The 21,662-nt window shown below is 72.7% G+C and carries 17 protein-coding genes; 14 read left to right on the forward strand and 3 right to left on the reverse strand.

Annotated features, from left to right (window positions below; translation table 11 throughout):
* Positions 1-39: 39 nt before the first annotated feature.
* Genes ACZ9QC_RS11980 through ACZ9QC_RS11990 form a run of 3 tightly spaced genes read left to right on the forward strand, consistent with a single transcriptional unit; the run spans position 40 to position 1,186 of the window.
* Positions 40-483 carry a phage tail protein gene (locus tag ACZ9QC_RS11980; protein WP_033526822.1) on the forward strand — a complete coding sequence of 148 codons (444 nt, stop codon included), beginning with the start codon at positions 40-42 and terminating at the stop codon, positions 481-483.
* The gene (locus ACZ9QC_RS11985) at positions 483-1,031 is read left to right on the forward strand and encodes a hypothetical protein (RefSeq protein WP_472920139.1); all 549 of its coding nucleotides are present in this window, start codon (positions 483-485) and stop codon (positions 1,029-1,031) included. The genes ACZ9QC_RS11980 and ACZ9QC_RS11985 overlap by 1 nt, the downstream gene beginning before the upstream one ends.
* Positions 1,028-1,186: a DUF6760 family protein gene (locus ACZ9QC_RS11990; protein WP_086786782.1), complete on the forward strand. Its 159-nt coding sequence runs from the start codon at positions 1,028-1,030 to the stop codon at positions 1,184-1,186. The genes ACZ9QC_RS11985 and ACZ9QC_RS11990 overlap by 4 nt, the downstream gene beginning before the upstream one ends.
* A 330-nt stretch (positions 1,187-1,516) precedes the next feature.
* Here the strand turns inward: ACZ9QC_RS11990 and ACZ9QC_RS11995 are convergent, their stop codons facing one another.
* Positions 1,517-3,100 (reverse strand): hypothetical protein, encoded by a 1,584-nt coding sequence (locus ACZ9QC_RS11995; protein WP_472920140.1) that lies wholly within the window; start codon positions 3,098-3,100, stop codon positions 1,517-1,519.
* Between the two features lie 1,456 nt (positions 3,101-4,556).
* Between ACZ9QC_RS11995 and ACZ9QC_RS12000 the strand changes: the two genes are divergently transcribed.
* The 11 genes from ACZ9QC_RS12000 to ACZ9QC_RS12050 all read left to right on the forward strand — a co-directional run bounded on the left by ACZ9QC_RS12000 (position 4,557) and on the right by ACZ9QC_RS12050 (position 20,493).
* Complete coding sequence (locus ACZ9QC_RS12000; protein WP_472920141.1) at positions 4,557-4,946, forward strand: hypothetical protein; 390 nt, start codon at positions 4,557-4,559, stop codon at positions 4,944-4,946.
* 102 nt (positions 4,947-5,048) lie between these two features.
* Entirely contained in the window at positions 5,049-5,474 is a 426-nt protein-coding gene (locus tag ACZ9QC_RS12005; RefSeq protein ID WP_037695699.1) for a phage tail protein, read from the forward strand.
* Positions 5,475-5,490: 16 nt separating this feature from the next.
* The gene (locus tag ACZ9QC_RS12010; RefSeq protein WP_215449105.1) at positions 5,491-6,216 is read left to right on the forward strand and encodes a CIS tube protein; all 726 of its coding nucleotides are present in this window, start codon (positions 5,491-5,493) and stop codon (positions 6,214-6,216) included.
* A complete protein-coding gene (locus tag ACZ9QC_RS12015; protein WP_472920142.1) occupies positions 6,216-8,120 on the forward strand; it encodes a VgrG-related protein in 1,905 nt (634 codons plus the stop codon). Before ACZ9QC_RS12010 ends, ACZ9QC_RS12015 begins: the two co-directional genes overlap by 1 nt.
* A 163-nt stretch (positions 8,121-8,283) precedes the next feature.
* A complete protein-coding gene (locus ACZ9QC_RS12020; protein WP_472920143.1) occupies positions 8,284-8,745 on the forward strand; it encodes a GPW/gp25 family protein in 462 nt (153 codons plus the stop codon).
* Entirely contained in the window at positions 8,745-10,703 is a 1,959-nt protein-coding gene (locus ACZ9QC_RS12025; RefSeq protein ID WP_472920144.1) for a putative baseplate assembly protein, read from the forward strand. Before ACZ9QC_RS12020 ends, ACZ9QC_RS12025 begins: the two co-directional genes overlap by 1 nt.
* Positions 10,704-10,851: 148 nt before the next feature.
* A complete protein-coding gene (locus ACZ9QC_RS12030) occupies positions 10,852-11,409 on the forward strand; it encodes a phage tail protein (RefSeq protein WP_472920145.1) in 558 nt (185 codons plus the stop codon).
* Entirely contained in the window at positions 11,406-12,983 is a 1,578-nt protein-coding gene (locus ACZ9QC_RS12035; protein ID WP_472920146.1) for an NADase-type glycan-binding domain-containing protein, read from the forward strand. The genes ACZ9QC_RS12030 and ACZ9QC_RS12035 overlap by 4 nt, the downstream gene beginning before the upstream one ends.
* Before the next feature lie 99 nt (positions 12,984-13,082).
* Entirely contained in the window at positions 13,083-15,272 is a 2,190-nt protein-coding gene (locus tag ACZ9QC_RS12040; RefSeq protein ID WP_472920147.1) for an McrB family protein, read from the forward strand.
* On the forward strand, positions 15,269-16,549 hold the full coding sequence (locus ACZ9QC_RS12045; protein ID WP_472920148.1) for an McrC family protein: 1,281 nt from the start codon (positions 15,269-15,271) through the stop codon (positions 16,547-16,549). The genes ACZ9QC_RS12040 and ACZ9QC_RS12045 overlap by 4 nt, the downstream gene beginning before the upstream one ends.
* 56 nt (positions 16,550-16,605) lie before the next feature.
* Complete coding sequence (locus ACZ9QC_RS12050) at positions 16,606-20,493, forward strand: P-loop NTPase fold protein (RefSeq protein WP_472920149.1); 3,888 nt, start codon at positions 16,606-16,608, stop codon at positions 20,491-20,493.
* Positions 20,494-20,521: 28 nt separating this feature from the next.
* On the opposite strand, the gene ACZ9QC_RS12055 is transcribed toward ACZ9QC_RS12050, so the two are convergent.
* Both ACZ9QC_RS12055 and ACZ9QC_RS12060 read right to left on the reverse strand, forming a co-directional pair.
* Complete coding sequence (locus tag ACZ9QC_RS12055; protein WP_472920150.1) at positions 20,522-21,184, reverse strand: NADPH-dependent F420 reductase; 663 nt, start codon at positions 21,182-21,184, stop codon at positions 20,522-20,524.
* Positions 21,185-21,372: 188 nt separating this feature from the next.
* Positions 21,373-21,585, reverse strand: a complete 213-nt coding sequence (locus ACZ9QC_RS12060; protein ID WP_013000557.1) for an EF-hand domain-containing protein — start codon at positions 21,583-21,585, stop codon at positions 21,373-21,375.
* Between the last annotated feature and the right edge of the window lie 77 nt (positions 21,586-21,662).

Below are 21,662 nucleotides of genomic sequence, written 5' to 3' on the forward strand. Positions count from 1 at the left end.
CAGCCCTTTTCCCAGCCCCCTCAGAAGGACACAGAACAGATGAGTCTCGCGCCGGGTGACGCCCTTACTTCACACAATTTCGGCCTGCAGATCGACGGGGTGATGGTCGAGTACCTCGCGGAGGTCAGTGGCCTCACCCTCGAACAGGACGTCATCACGTACCAGCAGAACTCCGCCCAGGGCCGGCCCGAGGTCAACCTCCTGCCCGGTGTGCAGAAGAACGGGCAGTGCACGGTGGTCCGCGGTATGACCCAGTCGGCCGCGTTCAACACGTGGATCAACGACTCGATCAACGGTCAGATGGGCTCGGCGCGCAAGAACGCGTCGATCATCATGATGGATTACCAGAACAACCCGGTGAAGCGTTACAACATGCGCAACGCCTGGTGCAGCAAGATCGACGCGAGCACCCTCAAGGCGGGCGAGGCGTCCGCGCTCACCGAGACCGTGACCATCGTCTTCGAAGAACTGGTCATCGAGTAATGCGGCGTACGGCTGGCAGGGCGGGCGCGATGACGGTGACGGGGCAGGAGGCGGCGCCTTCCGCCGCGTCCCCCTTCCCCACCACCGGCGCTCCCATCGCCGCGCCGGAACCGGCGCCTGCTCCGGCGTCGGGTCCGGCATCGGCTCCGGCTCCGGCTGTCGCGCCGGTGGCGCAGCGGCTGCGGACGGAGTTCCCGTTCGAACTGCCGCGCGGGTACGTCGACGAGGCGGGGAACGTCCACCGGGAGGGCGTGATGCGTCTCGCCACCGCCCGGGACGAGCTGATCCCGTTGCGCGACGTCCGGGTCCAGGAGAACCCGGCGTACCTGTCGGTCGTGCTGCTCGGCCGGGTCATCACCCGGCTGGGCAATCTGCCGATGGTCCACGACGGGATCGTGGAGAACATGTTCGCGTCCGACCTCGCGTTCCTCCAGGACTTCTACCGGCAGGTCAACGCGGAGGGCCACACCCGCGCGGCCGTGGAGTGCCCCCACTGCTCCGAGCCCTTCGAGGTCGAACTCGGCGGGAGCCGCCTGGGGGAATCGTGACGTACGCGACCGACCGGCTGCACGAGGAGATCGCGTACGTCGCCTTCCACTTCCACTGGAGCTTCGAGGAGATCCTCGACCTCGAACACCACGACCGCCGCCGCTACACCGAACAGATCGCGTCCCTCGTGACACGGGGCGGGTCGGAGGGCTGAACACGTGGGCTTCATGGATCGCCTACGGGGCGCCGCCGGGTCGGCGGCGCGCCGGGGTCGGGTTGACGGCGACGGCGGTGCGTCGGGTGACGGGGTCGGTTCGGGCTCAGGTTCGGGCTCAGGTTCGGGCTCAGGTTCGGGTTCGGGTGCAGGTTCGGGTGCAGGGGGTGCTTCCGGTGCAGGGGGTGCTTCCGGTGTCGGGGGTGCTTCCGGTGTCGGGGCGTCTGCGGGTGCCGGGGCCGGTCCGGTCGGCGAGGGTGCTTCCGTCGGTGGGGCCACTTCTGCCGGTGTCGTTGCCTCCGGCGGTGGTTGGGAAGGGTTGGGTCCGATTCAGCGGGCCACCGGCGGCGGACGGGCCGCTGTCGCGGACGCCGGGTTCAGTGGGCGGTTGAGCACCTGGCAGAACCCGTCCTTCACCGGGACCCTGTCCCACGCCGTCCTGCCCGGCGCGCCGGGCGGGCTGGTGAAGAACGTCCTCACCACGTCGGCGACACCCGTCGCCGGCCTGGAACTGCCCTCGCGCACCCTGCCGGTGGCCGGCGACGAGCCAGAGTCCTCGTCCGCCGGTCCCACGTCCGCATCCGCATCCGCATCCGGCGGGCCTCGGCCGGTGCCGCGAGCCCCGTACCAGGTCAAGCCGTCCCGTCCGACCGGCCCGCGGGTCACCCCCGCGCCTCCCCGGGCCACCCGCCCGACGCCGCTGACCAAGGCCCCCGCCACACCGGCCGTCCAGCGCCGGACACTACCGGCGGCCCGGTCCGCGACCACCGGGTCCAGGGGGTCGACTGCCACCCCGGCGGGTACCGCTTCGGAGCCGACGACTTCGAGCGGCGGGTCCTCCGGGCCCGTGACGTCCGGTGGCTCCACGTCACCGCGTCCGGAGTCGGCCGCCGCCGCACCGGCGCGTAGGGCAACCGTCGAGCGCGGGGCGGGCTCGGCGGACTCGGGCCAGCGTCCGGTCGGCGCGCCGGGCGGCACGCCTCGGGCAACGACGCCTGCCGCAAAGGCTGTTGGGCCCGAGGCACCCGCGGGCGGCCCCGCCGGTACAGCTGAGGCCGTCACTCCGGGCAACACCACCGCCGACACCGGTCCTGCGGGGCTCGCCGTCCAGCGGGCGACGCCGGACGCGGCCGCGGGCACGACGCCCAACTCAGCCCAGGCATCCGCGAACTCCCGCCCGGGCCCTACGGCATCGCACTCCCCGGGTACGACGCCGAGCCCCGGCCGTACGCCATCGAAGCCCGCAGGCACGACGCCGAACCCCGGCCCTGCGGCGTCGAAGCCCGCAGGCACGCCGTCGAACTCCGGACGTCCGGCATCGCACTCCGCCGGTACGACGCCGAACCCTGGCCGTACGCGGGCGAACTCCCGCACCACCGCTGCGCCCTCCACCGGTACGGCGTCGAACTCCGGCCGTACGCAGGCCAACTCCGCCGGTACGGTGTCGGACTCCGCCCGTACGGCAGCGAACCCCCGGGCCAAGGCAGTGGGCGCCCCCGGGACCGCGCCCTCATCCGACGTCACGGGCAACCGCCCCGCCGCTTCCGGACGCGGCGAGGTCAGCGTGCAGCGGGCGGCCACCGGGAGCACCACCCCCACTGCCCCGGGCCCCCGTGAAGCCGGCGCCCATCGGCCGACGACCGCATCGAACGACACGGTGGGCACCCCCGGCGTCCCCAGCAGTTCGGGCACCAACTCCGGCGTACCCGGGCCCTCCGGCGTCGACATCCAGCGGGCACCGAGCGAGCCCAGCGCTACGGCAACCAGCCCGGCCGGTACGCCGACCGGGCCCACCGGCAACCGCACCAACCCCACCCGCGTCCCGGCCACCCCCGGACACCCCGAGGTCAACGTCCAGCGGACAGCGACCGGTCCCAGCCGTACCGCGCCGACCACCACCGGCGAGACGCTCACCCGCCCCACCGGCGCATCGGACCTCGCTCACGGAGCATCCGGGCTCCCCGGTGGCACGGCGGCCGGTGCCGATGCCGATGCCGATGCCCAGGCTGCCGACAGCCGACCGTCAAGGTCAGGTCTCGGCAACCCCACCGGCACCACGCCGCGTACGTCGACGCCTCACGGCACCACGCCCCACGTGCCCCGCAGCCCCGCCACCCGAGCCCCCGTCCCCGGCGCTCCGTCGGCCGACATCCAGCGCTCGGCGACCGCCCCCACCGGCACACCGGCCCCGCCCGGCCCCGAAACCCCTGCCAGCCGTACCAGCCCTGCCGGCCCTGCCAGTCCCCGTACGGCCCCCGGAGGGACGGGGCTCACCTCACGTCCCACCGCGACCAGCCCCGTCGACGTGCAGCGCGCGGCGGCCGGCGCCAGCCCCACGGCAGACGGTCACAGCGCGGCGGCACACCATCGCGGCGGCACGCCAACGAGCCCCGACAGCACGGCAGTCAACCCGAGCGGCACGTCCTCCGGGACCGCCGCCGCCCCGCCCACCCGCAGCGCGGCCGACACCACCCGGCGGACAGCGACCGACCCCCGTGCCACAGCGCCCACCGCCCAACCCACCGCCACGCCCACTCACCCCGTCCAGCGGAGCACCACCCCCAGCGCGCGGCGCGTAGGCCTCGGCACCCCCACCTCCGGCCCCGTGCCGCCCGCCGTGCCCACGCCCACACCCGCGCCCCAGGCGTCTCCGGCACCCCCCACATCCCGGGTATCCCCGGTATCCCCGGCACCCGCAACTCAGCCCACCTCCCCCGCCCCCGTCCCGAGCCCGACCCCCCGTCAGCGCCCCCTCCTCGGCGCCCCCCTCACCGCCCCTCCGGTCGACGCGAAGCCACTGGCCGGACGCCCGGCCCCCGGCGCCCCGAGCCCCGTCGCCCACCCCTCTCCCGTACAGCGAGCAACGGCACCTGCACCTGCACCTGCACCTGCACCTGCACCTGCGGCACCACACCGAGCAGGCCCCAGCCCCGCCCCGGCGGCCCCGCGCGTCCCCCTGACACCCACCGGCCCGGCCCAGGGCCGCCCCCAAGGGGCGCCGGGAACTGCGCGACCGGCCACCCACGGCCCGCAGTCGTCCCACAGCCCCCAGCCGACCCACACCCCGCCCCGGCGAACCCACGAACCAATCAGCACGCCGGCGGCCGCAGCCGAGCCGAAGGCCCAGCCCGTCCGCCCCCTCGCCCCCACCCGCGCCCTCACCTCGGCGCTCCCCACCCCCACCGCACCCCCGGCAGCGCAGCGTCAGGCCCCCCGGCCCGCCGTACCCCTGCGCCGCCCCACGACCACCGGCACCGGCCCCGCCGTACAACGCCTCGCCGGGGACAGGCCCGCACGCCCCGCCGTCCCCCTCGCCGTCGCCGCCCCCACGGCACCCCCGCAGAAGGCGACCCCGCCGCGCGCCCTCCCGGTGGTCCAACGCCAGGCCCTCACCCCGCCCGCACCCCCCACCACCCCACAGGCACCCACCGCACCGACCCCCGAACCGGCCCGCACCCCCGCGCCCCCGGCTCCCGCCGCGCCCGCGCCCGCCCCCACCGCGATCCAGCGAGCCCCCCAGACCCCCGTGGGCCCCACCCCCGCCACCACAACTCACCGCACGGCGTCGGCCAACCCCTCGTCCCCCTCCTCCACCTCCTCCACGGCGGACGCCGCACCCCCGTTCGACCCCCGCGCCCTCACCGACTTCCAGCTCGACGAACTGACCCACAAGCTCATCGGTCGCGTCACCCGCCTCGTCCGCACCGAACTCCGCATGGACCGCGAACGCATCGGCAAGCTCCGCGACCCCCGCCACTGACCCGGACCACCGACCCAGATCCCCCAGACCAGCGCCGCCCACTGCCCCCCGCCCACCGACCTGTACGACCCGGCGGCAGCCGCCCGCAGAAAGGCCCACCCGATGCCCCGCGATCTCGACCCGGGCTCCACCATCTTCTTCACCCTGACGATCGACGGCGAGAGCCTCGGTTACTTCAACGGGTGCGAGGGGCTGTCCTCGACGGTGGAGATCGAGCACCGCCAGGAGGGCGGGAACAACGGGTTCGTCTGGCAGTTCCCGTCGCGCGTGACGTTCTCGAACATCCGGCTGACGCGGCCGCTGACCCCGGACACGGCGAAGGTCGCGGCGTGGATCTCCTCCGTGGCGACGGGCGTGAAGCGCCCGACCGCCCAGATCGCGGCGCTGCGCGCGGACGGTTCGGAGGTGGCGCACTGGGGCCTGATCGACGTCCTGCCGGTGAGCTGGCAGGGGCCGTCCCTGGACCCGGCGAACCCGAGCGTGGCGACCGAGGTCCTGGAGATCACACACCACGGATTCACGGACTGAGGGGCGGGGACAGCACATGGCGAAGGGCAGCAAGGGCGGCGCGGGCAAGAGCCTGGTGCGGGCCACACTGGCCATCCACGAGCCGCCGGTCGGGACGAGCACCACACCCGGCGGTCTGATCAGGACGTTCAGCTTCGAGTTCAACCCGGCGGAGCTGACGCTGCGCCAGGGCGCCCAGTGGAAGACCACGATCAGCGCGGCCGTGCGCGACGGCGCGCTGCCGGAGTTCATGGGGCCCGAGGCCCGGCAGATGAACGTCGAGATCTTCCTCGACTCCTCCGCCAAGCCGAGCGGCACCACGGTGCTGAAAAAGGTCGAGTCGCTGCTGTCGTGCTGCGAGGTGACGTCCAAGAGCCTCGCCGCGAAGCAGCCGTCGCCGCCCTGGGTGGTGTTCCAGTGGGGGTCGTTCTCGACGGCCCGCTTCACGGCGTACGTCAGTTCGGTGGACGTCACGTACTCGCTGTTCGGAACGACCGGCGTGCCGATCCGGGCCACCTGCCGGCTGTCGCTGCACGAGATCCCCAGCACCACCAAGGGGCAGAACCCGACGTCGGGCGCGCTGACCGCGCGGAGTGTGCACCGGGTCGTCGCGGGCGACTCGCTGCAGTCGCTGGCGTGGCGGGAGTACGGCAACGCGTCCGCGTGGCGGGCGATCGCGGAGGCCAACGGCATCGACGATCCCACCCGGCTGCCCACCGGCATCGAACTCGTCCTGCCGGCCGCCGAGGAGGTCGGGTTCTGATGGTGAAGCCGTCCTTCTCCAACGTCATCCACGTCACGCTCGACGGGGCGAAACTGCCCACGGAGTACGCCGATCTGCTGGTCGGCGGCTGGGTCGACCTCGGGGCCGGGGTGCCGGGCGCGTTCCGGCTCACCTTCCGGGACCCGCACGGGCTGCTGCTGGGCAAACTGAACGTCAGGTTCGGCACCAAGGTCGTCATCGCGCCCGTCGCCGACGGGCAGGGCGCGGGCAACCCGCTGCTCACCGGCGAGGTCACCGGCATGGAGACCGACTACGACGGCACGGGCACCTTCACCGTCGTCCGCGGCTACGACCCGGGCCACCGGCTGATGCGGGTGCGCAGGGTGGCCGCGTACCGCAATCAGACGGCCTCCGACATCGCCCGCAAACTGGCCGGGCTGAACGGCATCCCGGTCGGGCAGGTGCAGGGCACCAGGACGGTCTACGACTTCATCTCGCAGTCCAACGTGACGGACTGGGACTTCCTCGCGCGGCTCGCCGACGAGAACGAGATGGTGATGTCGCTGGACTCGAAGGGGAAGTTCCAGTTCGTCAAGCCGAAGCCGGCGTCCGGCGCGCCCCCGACGAGCACCCCCGGCGAGAAGAGCCCGTTCGTGCTCCAGGCCGGGGTGGACATCCTGCGCTGCCGGGCCGCCGTCACGGCCGCCGACCAGGTCGGCAGGGTCGAGGCGCGCGGCTGGAACGTCACGACGAAGAAGAAGCTCACGGCGACCACCCCCGCGAACGACAACCCGGGGATCGCGATCGGCACCACCCCGCAGAAGGCGGCGGGCGCCTTCAAGGCCGCGAAACTGGTGGAGACGGACACGCCGTACGACCTCCAGACCGAGGTCACGCACGCGGCCGCCTCCCTCGCGGACGACATCACCTCCTCCTTCGCCGAGCTCGAGGTCACCGTGCGCGGCAACCCGCAGCTGCGGCCCGGGGTGCCGGTCACGCTCACCGAGGTGGGCGCCCCGTTCGAGGGCAAGTACACCTGCACCTCCGTGCGGCACTCCTTCGGCGACGGCAGCCACTACGAGACCTGGGTGACCGTCAGCGGACGGCAGTGGCGCTCCCTGTTCGGCCTGGCGTCGGGCGGCGGCACCTCCGCCGCGCCCCGGCTGCCCAGTGTGGCCAACGCCCTGGTCACCGACGTACAGGATCCGCTGAAGCAGGGCCGGGTGAAGCTGCAGTTCCCGTGGCTGGACGACACCTATGTCAGCGACTGGACGCGGACGGTGCAGATGGGCGGCAAGGGCGGCGGCGGGATCTTCCCGCTGGACGTCGGCGACGAGGTGCTGGTCGCCTTCGACCGGGGCGCGCTCGACCACCCGTTCGTGATCGGCGGCCTCTACAACGGCGTCGACAAGCCGACGCCCGTGAAGGACGTGTGGCTGCACGACCCGGTGAAGAAGAAGGCGATCCGGCACACCCTGTCGGACCGCGAGGGCAACCGCGTCGACCTGCTCAGCCAGCAGACCGGCCTGCGCAAGCAGGGCGTGCGGATCGCCAGCGGAAACGACAAGCTGATCATCAACCTGGACCGGACGAAGACCGAGATCACCGTGGACAGCAAGGGGGCCGTCAGCATCACGGGCGGCACCTCGGTGTCCGTGAAGGCGGGGACCGATCTCACGCTGAGCGCGCTGCGGTCGGTGACGATCCGCAGCGGCGGGCCCCTCAACCTCCAGGGCCAGGGCATGGTCGGCCTGAGGTCGCTGGGCGGCGCGGTCAACATCAACGCGGTCGGCGCCCTCTCCATGAACGCGGCGGGCGCCGCGACGATCAGCGCGGCCGGGACCGTGCAGATCAACGCGGTCGGGCAGGCGGCGCTGCGCGCGGCCAACGTCGACATCACCGGCATCGTCATGGTCAACAAGAAGCTGTACCCGATCCCGTGACGGCCCCCGTCAGGCCGCCACGTCCCGTCAGGCCGCCATGTCCCGTCGAGCCGCCGTGGCCCGCCAGGTCACCGTGGTCCGCCGCGCCGCCGCGTCCCGTGGCCGTGGTCGTCCGGCGGCCGCTCATGAGAACACGTTCGTCTGAAAGGAGGGTGGCCCGCTGATGGCCGAGCAGTTCGTCGGATCCGGCTGGGCGTTCCCGCTGCGTATCGGGCCCACCGGGGGCATCGCCCTGGTCAGCGGGGAGCGCGAGGTCGAGGAGGCCATCCGGCTGGTGCTGGCCACCGCGCCGGGCGAGCGGCCGATGCGCCCCGAGTTCGGCTGCGCCATCCACGACCTGGTGTTCGCGCCGGTCAACGAGGCCACCGCCGGCCGTATCCAGCACGAGGTGTACGCGAGCCTCGACCGCTGGGAGCCGCGGATCGAGGTGACCGACGTCGAGGTGACGGCGGGCGCCGACCAGGGCGTCCTCTTCATCGACGTCCGCTACTCGATCCGGGGCACCAACAACCCGCGCAGCCTGGTCTTCCCGTTCTACGTCATCCCCTCCCACGACGAGCCGGACCCGGCCTCCGAAGGCTCCGACCGTCCCGAACGTCCCGACCGTCCTGAAAGCGACCGCTGATGGCCCTGCCCTCCCCGAACCTCGACGACCGCCGCTTCCAGCAGTTCGTCGACGACGCCAAGCGCTACATCCAGCAGCGGGCCCCGGAGTGGACCGACCACAACGTCTCCGACCCCGGCGTCACCCTGGTGGAGACGGTCGCCCACATGGCGGACCAGATCGTCTACCGGCTCAACCGGGTGCCGGAGAAGAACCACCTGGCGTTCCTGGACCTGGTGGGCATCACCCTGTTCCCGCCCTCGGCCGCGCGCACGGACGTGACGTTCTGGCTGTCGGCGCCGCAGGAGGAGCCGGTGCCGCTGCCGGTGGGCACCGAGGTCGCGACCGTGCGCACCGAGAGCGAGGAGGCGGTGGTCTTCACCACCGAGCGCGAACTGGACGTCGTGCCCTGCGCGTTGCGGTATCTGGTGACCCAGCGCCCCGGTGAGCCGGTCGCCGACCGGACCTCCGACCTCGCCGAGGGCAAGGACCTGATGTGCTTCGCCGAGTCCCCGCGGCCCGGCGACTGCATGCTGTTCGGGCTGACGGCCGCCGTGCCGCACTGCGCGGTCGTGCTGGAACTGGACAGCGTGGTCGACGGTGTCGGCGTGGACCCCCGGCAGCCGCCGCTGGTCTGGGAGGCGTGGACCGAGGACGGCTGGACGGCGTGCGAGGTCGACCGCGACGGCACGGGCGGCCTGAACCGGCCGGGCGAGGTCGTCCTGCACCTGCCCGGCGGGCACACCCTGTCCCGCACCGGCGGCCAGGAGGCCGGCTGGCTGCGCTGCCGGGTCACCGAGCCCCTGCCCGGCCAGCCCTTCTACACCACCTCGCCGACCGTCCGGGCCGCCGAGGCCTTCACCATCGGCGGCACCACCACCGTCGTCCACGCCGAGACCGTGTACGACGAGGCGCTCGGCGAGTCCACCGGCCTGCCCGGCCAGCGGCTGCGCCTCGCGCACTTCCCCGTGGTCGGCGACACCCCGCCCGTGCTGCTGCAGACCGCCGAGCACGACGGCTGGACCGACTGGGACGTCGTCCCGTCCTTCGCCGCGTCCACCTCGTACGACCGCCACATCACCCTGGACTCCGCCACCGGCGAGATCGCCTTCGGCCCGGCGGTAAGGGAGCCCGACGGGAGCCTGCGCCAGTACGGGGCCGTCGCGCCCAAGGGGTCCGTCATCCGCGCCGTGCGCTACCGCACCGGCGGCGGCCGGGCAGGCAACGTGGCCCGGGGCGCCATCCGGGTGCTGCGCACCTCCGTGCCGTACGTCTCCGAGGTCGTCAACCGGGAGGCCGCTCGCGGCGGTGTCGACGCGGAGACCGTGGAGGAGGCGAAGGTCCGGGCGCCGATCACCCTGCGCGCCCAGGAACGCGCCGTGACCCTGCGCGACTACGAGGAACTCGCCCGCCGCGCGGCCCCCGAGACCGCCCGCATCACCTGCCTGGAGGGCGAGGAGGGCGACCACGGGGCGTACGCGGTACGGGTGTTGGTGGTCCCCCAGGCGGTGCCGGACCCGGGCGGCCGGCTCCGCTTCGAGCAACTCGTGCCCGGGGACGCCCTGTTGCGCCGTATCACCCGCCACCTGGACGAACGCCGGCTGATCGGGACGCGGTTGGCCGTCGGGCCGCCGTTCTACCAGGGCATCACGGTCGTCGCCACGCTGCACGCCTTCCGGGGCGTGGACACCGACCGCGTCCGCCGTCAGGCGCACGACGCGCTCTACCGCCACCTCGACCCGCTGACCGGCGGCGCCGACGGCCGGGGCTGGCCCTTCGGCCGCCCGGTCCAGTCCGGCGAGGTCTTCGCCGTCCTCCAGCGCGTCCCCGGCGTCGAACTGGTCGACGACGTCCAGCTCCACCCCGCCGACCCCCTGACCGGCAAACGAGGCGACCCCACCAACCGCATCGACCTCTCACCCCCGTCCCTGATCTTCTCCTTCGACCACCGGGTCCGCGTGATCGGGGACAAGCAGTGAGGGCGGCCTTTGACGGGACGCAGCCCCCAAAGGGGCGCGGGGCCGTTACCTATGCGGCTCCGCCGCGTGGGCGCGAGCAAGCACGACGGACCCGCGGCCGCCGACACACCGCGCTCCCCGAGCTCCTGGGCGCACCCGGAGGCCAAGAATGAGGGGCTCCATAGACGGCCTCGGCTCCTCCAGCCCCATCGGCACGATGCTCCCGGCCGTGTTCGCCGACGACGACCTCGCCCAACGCTTCATCGGCGGCCTCGACGAGGTCCTCGCCCCGATCCTCTCCGTACTCGACTGCCTGGACTCCTACTTCACGCCGTCGCTGGCCCCCGTGGACTTCACCCAGTGGCTCGCCGGCTGGGTCGGCGCCGAGACGGACGGCACGGAACCGGAGGACCGCCTGCGCGCCGCGGTGGCCGCCGCCGCGTACCTGCACCGGGTACGCGGCACCCGGCGCGGCCTGTCCGAGGCCGTGCGCCTGGTCTTCGGCGTGACCCCGGAGATCACCGAGAGCGGCGCCGCCACCTGGGACGCCCGTCCCCTCGGCCCGGTGCCGGGCGAACCCCGCCCGCGCCTGCACGTGGCCCTGCGCCTGCCCGACCCCACCCCGGCGGACGAACACCGGCTGGACAGCCTCGTCGCCGCCGCCCGCCCCGCCCACATGCCGTACACGGTCCAGGTGACCGCCGCCGAAAGGATCCCCGAGAGATGACCAGCCCGACCCCCGGCACCGGCCAGGCCCAGAGCTGCGCCGAGTGCGGAACCCGCGGGGAGCCCGGCCAGTCCTTCTGCGACGCCTGCGGCGCGGTACTCGGCTGGTCCGGCACCCCGGCCCGGTCCACGACGGGCGCCGCCAGGAGCGAGACCGCCGACCGCGCGGACTCCTCCGGCGCCCGGAGCGACACCCCGGCCGGCACGGACCCCGGACACACGACGAGCGACCCCGGTCCCGCCGCCCCGGCCCCGGCTCCCGCTCCCACTCCCGCCAACGCTGCCCCGGCCCCGGCCGGCGCTAGCTCCAGCTCCAGCCCCAACACCCCCGGCGGCGAGCCCGGTTGGGACGCCTTCGCCCACCCGGGCGCCGGAACCGGTACGGCCCGCACCGCGCACGACACGAACCGGGCGGGAGCCACCCCGGCCGCCGCCACCGGCGTCGCCGTCCCCGACACGGGCACGGCGCCCCGTACGGACGCACCCGCCACCGCCCACCCGGCGACCGCCCCGGCAGCGCCCGTCGCTCCGGAGGCCCACACCCAACCCCAGCCCCAGGCCCACCCCCAGTCCCCGGCAGCCCCCCACCCCGGCGACGAGGCCCCCACCACCCCCCTCCCGACGCACGCGTCCCCCGCACCCCCCGCCTCACCGGCCCCTGCCCCCGAACCCGCTCCCTCGGCCGCCGACCGAGCCCGGTCCCTCCTGGTCCCGGTGGCCGACCCCGAGCCCCGTGCGCCCGCGGAACCGGCCGTCGCCCCCGTGCTGCCGGGCCGCCCGGATGTGCAGCGTCCCCAGGTCCGTGCCCCGCAGCCGGAGTTCGGCACCGAGGGCGGTGTGCCCTGCCCGTGGTGCGGGACCCCGACCCGGCCGGACCGTCACTTCTGCGCGCGCTGCGCGATGCCGATGGCCGGCCGTGCGGAGGCACCGGCGCGGCTGCCGTGGTGGCGCCGGGTGCTCACGGGCCGCAACACGGAGACCCCGTGGGCGGGTGACCGCCCCCGGCTGCGCCGAGGCTTCGGCCAGATCCTCAGCTGGCTGGTCGGCGCCCTGGTCCTGACCCTGATCGTCACCCTCGCCTTCCAGGCCGACGACGCCTACCAGGCGACCCGCGACCACTTCGCCAAGCGCGCCTCGGTCGTCCCGGACAGCTTCAAGGCGTCCCGCTCCTTCCCCGGCCACAAACCGCAGCTGGCCTTCGACACGTACAGCAACACGTGGTGGGGGCCGGGTGTCACCCAGTCCGGTGAGGGCGAGTGGATCGAGGCCCGCTTCGAGGAGCCGACCCGTCTGCTCGACGTGGTGATCACCCCGGGGGTCTCCAAGAACGCGGACCAGCGCGCGGAGTCGGCCCGCCCGCACCGCATCGAGGCGAAGATCACCGCCGCCGACGGCTCGGTCTCCACCAAGACCCTCACCCTCGACCAGAGCGCCGGCGGCCAGCGCCGCAAGTTCCGCGTCGGCGACGCGGAGACCGTCCGGTTCACCATCCGCTCCGCCTACGGTGCCGACTCGGAGAAGCAGGTCGCGATAGCCGAGATCGAGTTCTTCGGCCGCGCCAACGGCAACAGCTAGCCCCGGCCCGCCGCATCCGGCCGTCCCTCGCCGTGACGAGTCGCCGAACGCCCTTCTAGGGTGGGCGTTCGGAACGTACGAGGGACGGGTGGGACTGTGGTGAGAAGGCCGTACCGCACCGAGGTCGTGGCGGTGATGCAGCGGATCTTCCAAAACGGGCTGCTCACCGGAGAGTCCGCGTTCACGCCGGAGCTGGCGGCCTGGGCCGGGCGGACCGCCTCCGATCTGCGCGCCCGCTTCGTCGACCGGCCCGACGAGTCGTCGGACACCTTCCTGACCAAGCTGAAGCGCCAGCTCGCCGGAGCCCCCGACGAGACGGTCGCCCTCGCGGCCGAGCTGCTCTTCCTGAACCTGGCACCGCTGGTACCGGAGCAGATCGGCCTCGCGAAGAAGCTCGAGATCCTGCGCGAGGTGCTGTCCTGGGCCCACCGTCCCATCGTCGTGCCGGAGGCCCTGGAGCCCGGTCTGAAGGGCTTCCTCAACGGCGGCCAGGGCTTCCTCAACTACCGGTGGGCACAGTTCCAGATCCTGGTCCTCCTGGTCGAGCGTCTGACCGAGCTGGACCGGGCGGCGCGGGCCGCGCTGCTGGACGACCCCTGGGAGTTCCGCGAGCTCTGCCTCGCCATCCAGGAGTCCGTCGGCCACAAGAAGGGCCGCGCCCAGATCCACGTACTTCTGCACGCGCTCTTCCCGGACACCTACCAGCCCATCGCCAGCGTCCACCACAAGCGCGAGATCGTCGAGGCGTTCGCGGACGAACTGAGCAGCCCCGCCGGTGACGACGACAGGGACCTGCTGGCCCTGAGCCGCATCCTCCAGGCACGGTCCGGCGAGCCCGTCGACTTCTACGACGAACCGTGGGTCGGCCGCTGGCGGCACGACACCGTCGAGCACGACCAGCGCGGCTGGCTGGTGCGGGGCTTCAACGTCGACGGACGCAACTTCGTACCGGACTGGCTGGAGCGGGGCTACTGCTCCGTGTCGTGGAAGGAACTCCCGGACATCCCGGCGGGCACGACCAAGCCGGAGATCCAACGGACCGTGCTGGAAGGACTCCCCGACGACAGCACCCAGTCGCGCGGACAGTCCGTGTACCAACTGCACGCCTTCCTCACGCTCATCCAGCCCGGCGACCTGGTGGCCACGGTCACCGCGGACGAGGTCCACGTCGGCACGGTCCGGGGCCCGGCGGTGTACGACACCTCGGCCGGCCTCGACAACGCCCGTCGGCTGCCGGTGAACTGGGCCACCGCCGAGCGGCCGCTGAAACGCGCTGAACTGCCCCAGACCGTGCAGAGCCGGCTGACCCGGCCGCCCACGGTGTACGACATCAGCAGTGTGGCCGCCGAACTCGCGGAACGCGCCGGTCTGGAGGCCAGCGTCGCCGAACCGCTGATCGAGGCCGATGTCACCAAGCCACTCGAACTACCGCCCGTGACCCCCGAGTTGGCCGAACAGCTGCTCATGCCCCTGCCCTGGCTGGCGGAGACCGCCCAGCAGCTCCAGGAGCAGCGCCAGCTCGTGTTCCACGGTCCGCCCGGCACCGGGAAGACCTATCTGGCCCGCGCCCTGGCCAAGCACCTGGCGGGCCCGGACCGGGTGGAGCTCGTCCAGTTCCACCCCTCCTACACCTACGAGGACTTCTTCGAGGGGTACCGCCCCGTACCCGGCGAGAACGCCGCGGGCGGCTCCGGCTCGGTGGTGTTCGACGTCGTCCCGGGCCCGTTCAAACTGCTGGCCGAACGAGCGAGGAAGGACCCGGCCAACCCGTACGTCCTGGTCATCGACGAGCTCAACCGGGCCAACCTGGCGAAGGTGTTCGGCGAGCTGTACTTCCTGCTGGAGTACCGCGAGGAGCCGGTCACCACCCAGTACAGGCCACACGAGCCGTTCCATCTGCCGGCCAATCTGTTCCTCATCGGCACGATGAACACGGCCGACCGTTCCATCGCGCTCATCGACGCGGCGATGCGCCGCCGCTTCGCCTTCCGCCGGCTCTCCCCCGAGCGGCAGCCGGTGCACGGCCTCCTCGACCGCTGGCTGCACCGCCACGGTCTGCCGGAGCTGCCCGCCCGCCTCCTGGACGAGCTCAACCGCCGCCTCGGCGACGCGGACCGCGCCATCGGCCCGTCGTATCTGATGAAGCCCGGCGCGACCCGCCCGGAGGGTCTCGATCTGATCTGGCGCACACAGATCCTGCCCCTGCTGGAGGACCAGTCGTACGGCACGGGGGTGGATGTCGAGGAGGAGTACGGCCTGGCCTCCCTGCGCGCGGCGCTGGGCTCATGACGCCCGCGCCCGGCGCGCGCCCCGGACGCCGCCCGCACGCGGCGCCACCGCTCCGGCTCACCGTCGACGAGACCGGCCCCGGCACCATACGGGAGCTGACGGCCGACCAGGTCGCGGGGCTGCTCTCCGTCCCCGGTGCCGTACGGCTGGCCCCGGCTCCCGGTGGTCGCTGGCGGGTGACCGGGAAGCAGAAGGTGGGCCTGGTCCGGCTGCGCACGCCGGCGGGAGACGCGATCGAACTGCTCCTGCGGCCCAAACTCCCCGTCCGGGACCTGCTGTTCCTGCTCTCCCACTCCCCCAGCGACCCCTGGCACGCCGAGCCCGAGCAGGTCACCGCCGCCACGGCGGACGAGCTGCTGCCCGCCCTCGCGGACCTCCTCGCCCGCACCACGCGCCGCACCCTGGAGGCCGGCGTCCTGCACGGCTATCGCACGGTCGAGGAGGACCTGCCGCTGATCAGGGGTCGTGTCCGGACGGCGGACCAGCTCCGCCGTGTGGGCCTGCCCCTCCCGGTGGCCGTCCGCTACGACGACCACACCCCGGACATCGCGGAGAACCGCGTCCTGCTGGCCGCCCTCCACCTGGCCGCCCGGCTGCCGGGCGTGCCCGTCCGCACCCACGTGGCCCTGCGCCACCACATCGACCACCTGCGCGGAGTCCGTCTCCTCCCCCCGGGCGCACCGCTGCCCGTCTGGACCCTGACCCGGCTGAACGCCCGCTACGCCCCGGTCCTCCGCCTCGCGGAACTGCTCCTCGGCCACCGCTCGGTCCAGCCGGAGGGCGGGCCCCCGGTCCCCACCGACGGCTTCCTGCTCGACATGCCGGCGGTCTTCGAACGGTTCCTGACCGTCACCGTCACGGCGGCCCTCACCCGCCACGGCGTGCGCTGCGCCGCCCAGGAGACCCACCACCGTCTGGACGAGGCCGCCCGCGTCCCGTTCCGCCCGGACCTGGTCCTCTACCGCGGCGGGCGGCCCGCCTCGGTGGCGGACGCGAAGTACACGGACGTCACCCCCACCGCCCCACCCACGTCCCACCTCTACCAACTGCTCGCCTACTGCACCGCCCTCGGCCTCCCCCACGGCCACCTGGTCTACGCGGCCACCCCCTCCGGCGCCGCCCCCGGCCCCACGCCCCACGTCGTCCGCCGGTCCGGCGTCACGGTCACCGCCCATGTCCTCGACCTCGCCGTGCCACCGCCCGAGCTCCTCACCGGCGTCAGGACCCTGGCCGAACGCATGGCGACCACGCCCACCACCGCCCCCACCCCCGGCTGACTCCCGGGAGTGGGCCGCAGGCGACTGGACGATCACCACGGACGAGAATGGCCGGCATGAGCGTGTGGGACGAAGAGCCGGACTGTGTACGGGAGTTCTACGGCAGGGTGGTCGAGCGAGCGCTCCGGCACGAGGACATCCAAGCCTATCTGTCCCTGAAACGACCGGAGATCGACGCCCCAGCGTTGCGCGCCGCCCTGCACACGGACGCGGTCGTGGACGCGACCCTGGACGGGGACGAGCTGTACGACAAGCTGTGGAGACGCGGGGAGCGTCTGGACCGGAGCCGCAGCGAATTCCGTACGGCGGCGGCCCGTTGCTCCCTGAGGGGGTTCGCCTTTCCGGGCGCGCTCCTCCTCGCCGCACTGCTGCACCGTCTGCTGTCCCGCACGGTGGGGATGGCCTGGTGGGGTGACGCGCTCGTGCTGGCCCTCGTCTCGTTCGCCGCGTTCGCGGAATTCCGTCGGCGGGCGGGCAGGGACAACTTCACGCGTCAGCTGTGGGCGGCGTACCTGTACGTCCGATGGTGCCTGCGGGCGGTAGGGACATATCCGTATCTGCGCCTGTGGAGTCGCTCCGGACTGAGCAGTCGCATGGTGCCGCATCTGAGGCGGGAGATCACCAACATCCTGGGCCCGGAACACGACAGTCTTCTGGTCACCCGGCACCACAGGGGTCTGCTGCACGCCCACGACCCCGGTTTTTGGGTGTCGGACCGGGCCGAGAGGTCGCTGCGTCACAAACTGGACCAGATGGACGGCGGGGCCATAGCACTCTGCGGCCCCCGGGGTGTGGGCAAGACGACGCTGTTGCGGAAGGCCTGCGAGGGCAGTCTCGAAGGCGCTTCGCCACGGCGCCACTTCCACGTGATCGTGCAGACTCCGGCCAGCTACCGTCCGGAGGAATTCCTGCTGAGTCTGTTCCAGCAGGTCTGCCGCGGCTTCCTCGATCACTTCGGCCACGGCGCCCACGAGCCCTTTCTGCTGCGCGTACGCCCCACCGGTCTCGGTCGGCGGCTCCTGCGGTGGAGTTCGCGACTGGTCAGGCTCGCCGCGGGACTGTTCCTGATCTCCCTGGGACTGGAGAACTGGGCGAGGGGCACCTATCGCTGGGCCGAGTCCGAGGGGCGGGCAGCGACCGTCCACTGGCTGGGCAGGATCCAGGACGCCTACCACTCCGCCTGGCAGGACCATCCGGAGGCGGCCCGCGCGGTCTTCGTCGTCCTGGGCGTGCTGATCATCGTCCGGGCCCTGCCGCGGCCGCTGTTCGCGAGCCCGGGACGGAAGCATCTGATCCGCGCCTGCCACAACCACCTGCACGCGCTGCGGCACCTGCAGTCGTCCGGCACGACCCACAACGCCGGGCTCACCGCCGCGAGCGCCCTCAGCCTCGGCCTGGCCCGCACCAGGGGTGCGTCGTCCCGCGCCCTGACCTATCCGGAACTCGTCATGGAGTTCCGTGAACTGCTCACCCAGATCAGCCTGTTCGTCCGCCAGGAAAACGATCACAAGGTCTTCATCGGCATCGACGAACTGGACCGACTCGGCTCTACGGAGCAGGCCCGGGCCTTCCTCGCCGAGATCAAGGCGATCTTCGCGATACCCGATGTGTACTTCCTGCTGTCGGTCTCGGAGGACGTCGGAGCGGCGTTCATCCGTCGGGGTCTACCGGTCCGGGACGTCACCGACAGCTCCCTGGAGGACATCCTCCACCTGGAGCCGCGCACCCTCGAAGAGGCGAAGGAACTGCTCCAGACGCGGGTCCCCGGGTTCACCGACCCCTTTGTCGCCCTCGTGCACGTCCTTTCCGGCGGCATCCCCCGCGACCTGATCCGCTTCACGCGGAAGGTCGTCGAGATTCGGCACCGTACGGACAGGACCGATCTTCGCAGCATCGCCGGAAGTCTGCTCCTCGAAGAGGTCACCGAGACCCTCTCCAGTTTCCGTGTCCTCCTGGGGGCCCAGCCCCACGACGCCGCGTGGGGCGTCCTCCTGCACGATCTGCACGGCTCGGTGGACCGACTGCGTCTCGTTCCCCCGGACGCGGACGTCCGCCGGACGCTCCACCGGGAACTGCACCGCCTGACGGCGGCGGACGCTCCGGCCGACGACGGACTGCGGACGCAGTGGACGGAACTCTCGGCGTACATGCTCTTCGCCATGACCGTCGTCGACGTGTTCGTCCCCCGCCGCTCGGACGACGAGACCGGGCCCAACCGGCTGCTGACCGACACCGAACGGTTGAAGCAACTCGGCGCCGCCCGCCTGGAGCTGGGCGTCTCGGCCGACAGCGCGCGGCTCGCCCTGCAACGGCTGCGGACCTCGTGGCAGCTCCATCGCGTCAGGCCCCACGGAACGGGCGCGGAGGGCCCGTCCGACCGGGCCGACCGCTTCCAGGCACTTCCTCCCGTGGACGGTGGGACATCGCCCTCCCAGCCAGCTCCCCCGTCCTTGAGCGGCCGGCAGTACCGCAGGCGGCAGGACGCGGAGAAGCTGCGCCGCACCGACATCCGTCGGCTGCTCGGCCATGAGGGGTTCGTCGTCGGCAGACTCGCACGGCGGTACGGGGACTTCCCCGGCCCGACTGCGGAGTCAGCGCCCGGCATCCCCCTGTGGAATGCCTCATCGATCTACACCTGGGCGGCGGAGACCCCGGCCTTCACTCACCGGGGAGCTCTGCTCCGCAGACCCCTGCCCGCCGATGTCCAGCCCGGTCGCTGGCACGGCAGCACCCAGACCCCCTACGGGCCGGCCATCGACTGGGCGACCGATCTCGGAATCATCCGTGTCGTGCACACGTCCACGAGGAGAGCCGCCTCGGCGGTGGCCGCCTCCCTGGCCAAGACACGGGACACCCACGGGATCGTCACCGTCTGCTCCCTGTACGGGGACCTCGGCCTCACCGGCCCCGCCCTCTGGGCCGCGGACACGGCGCACCCCTATATCGGGTACGAGGCGTTCTGGGGAGACGTCAGCACGCTGGCGGGACATCCACTTCCCTGGTGGCCCGCCCCCCTGCGGCTGCCCGAACTGGTCACCGCGTGGCGACCGGGCTCGGAGCCGGCATTCGTCCCCGTACCGGCGGAGGACGACGAGACGGCGCTGCGGCGAGCCGCCGGGAACACCTCGCTTCCCGCGGAGGCCCGTGCGGCGCTCGAAGACATGGCGAACGCCATGCGCAACCAACGGGTCAGCGGTGTCGAGGGGTCCGTCGGCATCTACGGCCGGAGCAGCGACACCGAGCGTACGGTCGTCGCCGCGCGCCCCGACGTCACCGGGCACCCCCTCCCCGAGTCAGAGGACCGAGCACTCCTCTCAGCAGGCTGGAAGGCCGTCGGCGACAGCTACGAGCCCGACGCGGTCACCGCTCTGGAGGCAGCCCGTGCCTACGATGCGGAGCAACTGCCGTACGGCGCCGTCATCGAGGTCGAACGGCCCGACGCGACGGTCGAGCGCTGGATCGAGCACCTGGTCGCATGCGACCCGACCGCGGCACACGTCGTGCTCGCCCGCGCGCGGAGCGGGGAAGCGGAGGCATTCTTCGTCGACCCCCTGACCGGCATGCCCGCCCTGCGTACCGGCGGCGACGCCTCCGAGCGGGGCAGGTGGCGCTTCCACGCCCCGCTGTCGTTGCCTGCGAACGGACAGCTGTCCTCCGTCGTCCTTCAGGACACCCTGTGGATCACGACCGACGAGGGACTCGTCCTGCCGGCGCCCTGCACCGCGAACGAACACTTCTGGTGGGGAGACGGCTGGGGCGATCTGCCCACCGAGGCCGCCTACGTGGTGTCCCTGCTCCTCGACGACCTGCGGGCCGTCCCGGACTTCGCCGAGCAGTGGTCGTCGGCCCCACGCGGCCTCGTCGCCCTCTTCAACGAGGAGCACTCCCCGGGCACCGAGGTCAGGCGGGCGACCCTGCTGCACGCCCGGCTGACCTCGGAGTGACGGGGCCGCGCGGTCCCGTGGAGCCGGACTAGCCGCGGAAGTCCGCCGTGCGTTCCGGGGACGCCTCGGTCAGGGCCTTGGCCACCGCTTCGGCTCCGGCCCGGAGGCCGTAGACGGGGGTGTCGGGCTGCTGGCGCCAGGAGTCGTCGAGGCCGCCCGCGTCGACGGTGTCGAAGCCGAGTTCGTCGATGAGGGAGCGGACCTTCTCCTTGGCCGCCTCGTCGTCGCCGGCGACGGGGAGGGCCATGCGGTCGGGGGCGCCGGCGGGAAGGGGGCGGTCGAGGATGTCCTGGGCGTAGGTGCCGTTGAAGGCCTTGATGACGGGGTGGCCCAGGTGCCGCTCGGTCCAGCGGCTCTCGGTGAGACCGTCGTCCTCGATGGCGTCGATCCTGCCGTCGCGCTGCCGGGGGTAGTAGTTGCCGGTGTCGATGACGGCGACACCGTCCGCCGCCTCGCCGAAGAGGCCGGACGGCAGGTCCGGGACCGCCTTCAGGGGGACCGTGACCACCACGACCTCGGCGCCGCGTGCCGCCTCGGCCACCGGCACCGGGGTCGCGCCGGTCTCCTCGGCCAGTGCGGTGAGGGTGTGCGGCCCTCGGGAGTTGGCGACGGAGACGTCGTGACCGAGGGCGGTGAGCCGTCGGGTGAGGTTGCCGCCGATGTTGCCCGCGCCGATGATGCCGATCTTCATGTCAGGCCGCCCTTGTGATCGTGGGGAGGGAGAGGTCCCGGGGTGGGGTCTCCCCCTGTTTTGCATGCATGCGCATGCATTACACGGTGCAACCCTGTCCCGCCCCGCTCCATTCCCTCCCCACCCCGGAACGACGAAGGGGCGCCGTCCGTCGCACACGACGGAGGGCACCCCTTCGGCCGCTCGGCTCACTTGTCCAGGTGGGCCCAGAACTCGTCGAACGACAGGAGCTTGTCGCCGTTGAGGTCGCGGGTGCGGATGATGACCTCCGCCACCGACTCGGTGACGTTCCAGTCGCCTTCCTGGGCCAGGGCGGTCTTGAACTCGGCGGCGGTGATGAACCCGTCACCGTCCGCGTCGATCCGCTGGAACTCCTTGCGCGCTGCCTCGATGTCCGCCACCGATCCGCCCCTTCTTGGTGCTCTGCCTCTTCCGGGCAGTCCTGCCGACAGTCCTACTGACGCAGGTCAGATTAACC

The sequence above is a fragment of the Streptomyces sp. HUAS MS02 genome (genome assembly GCF_055702265.1).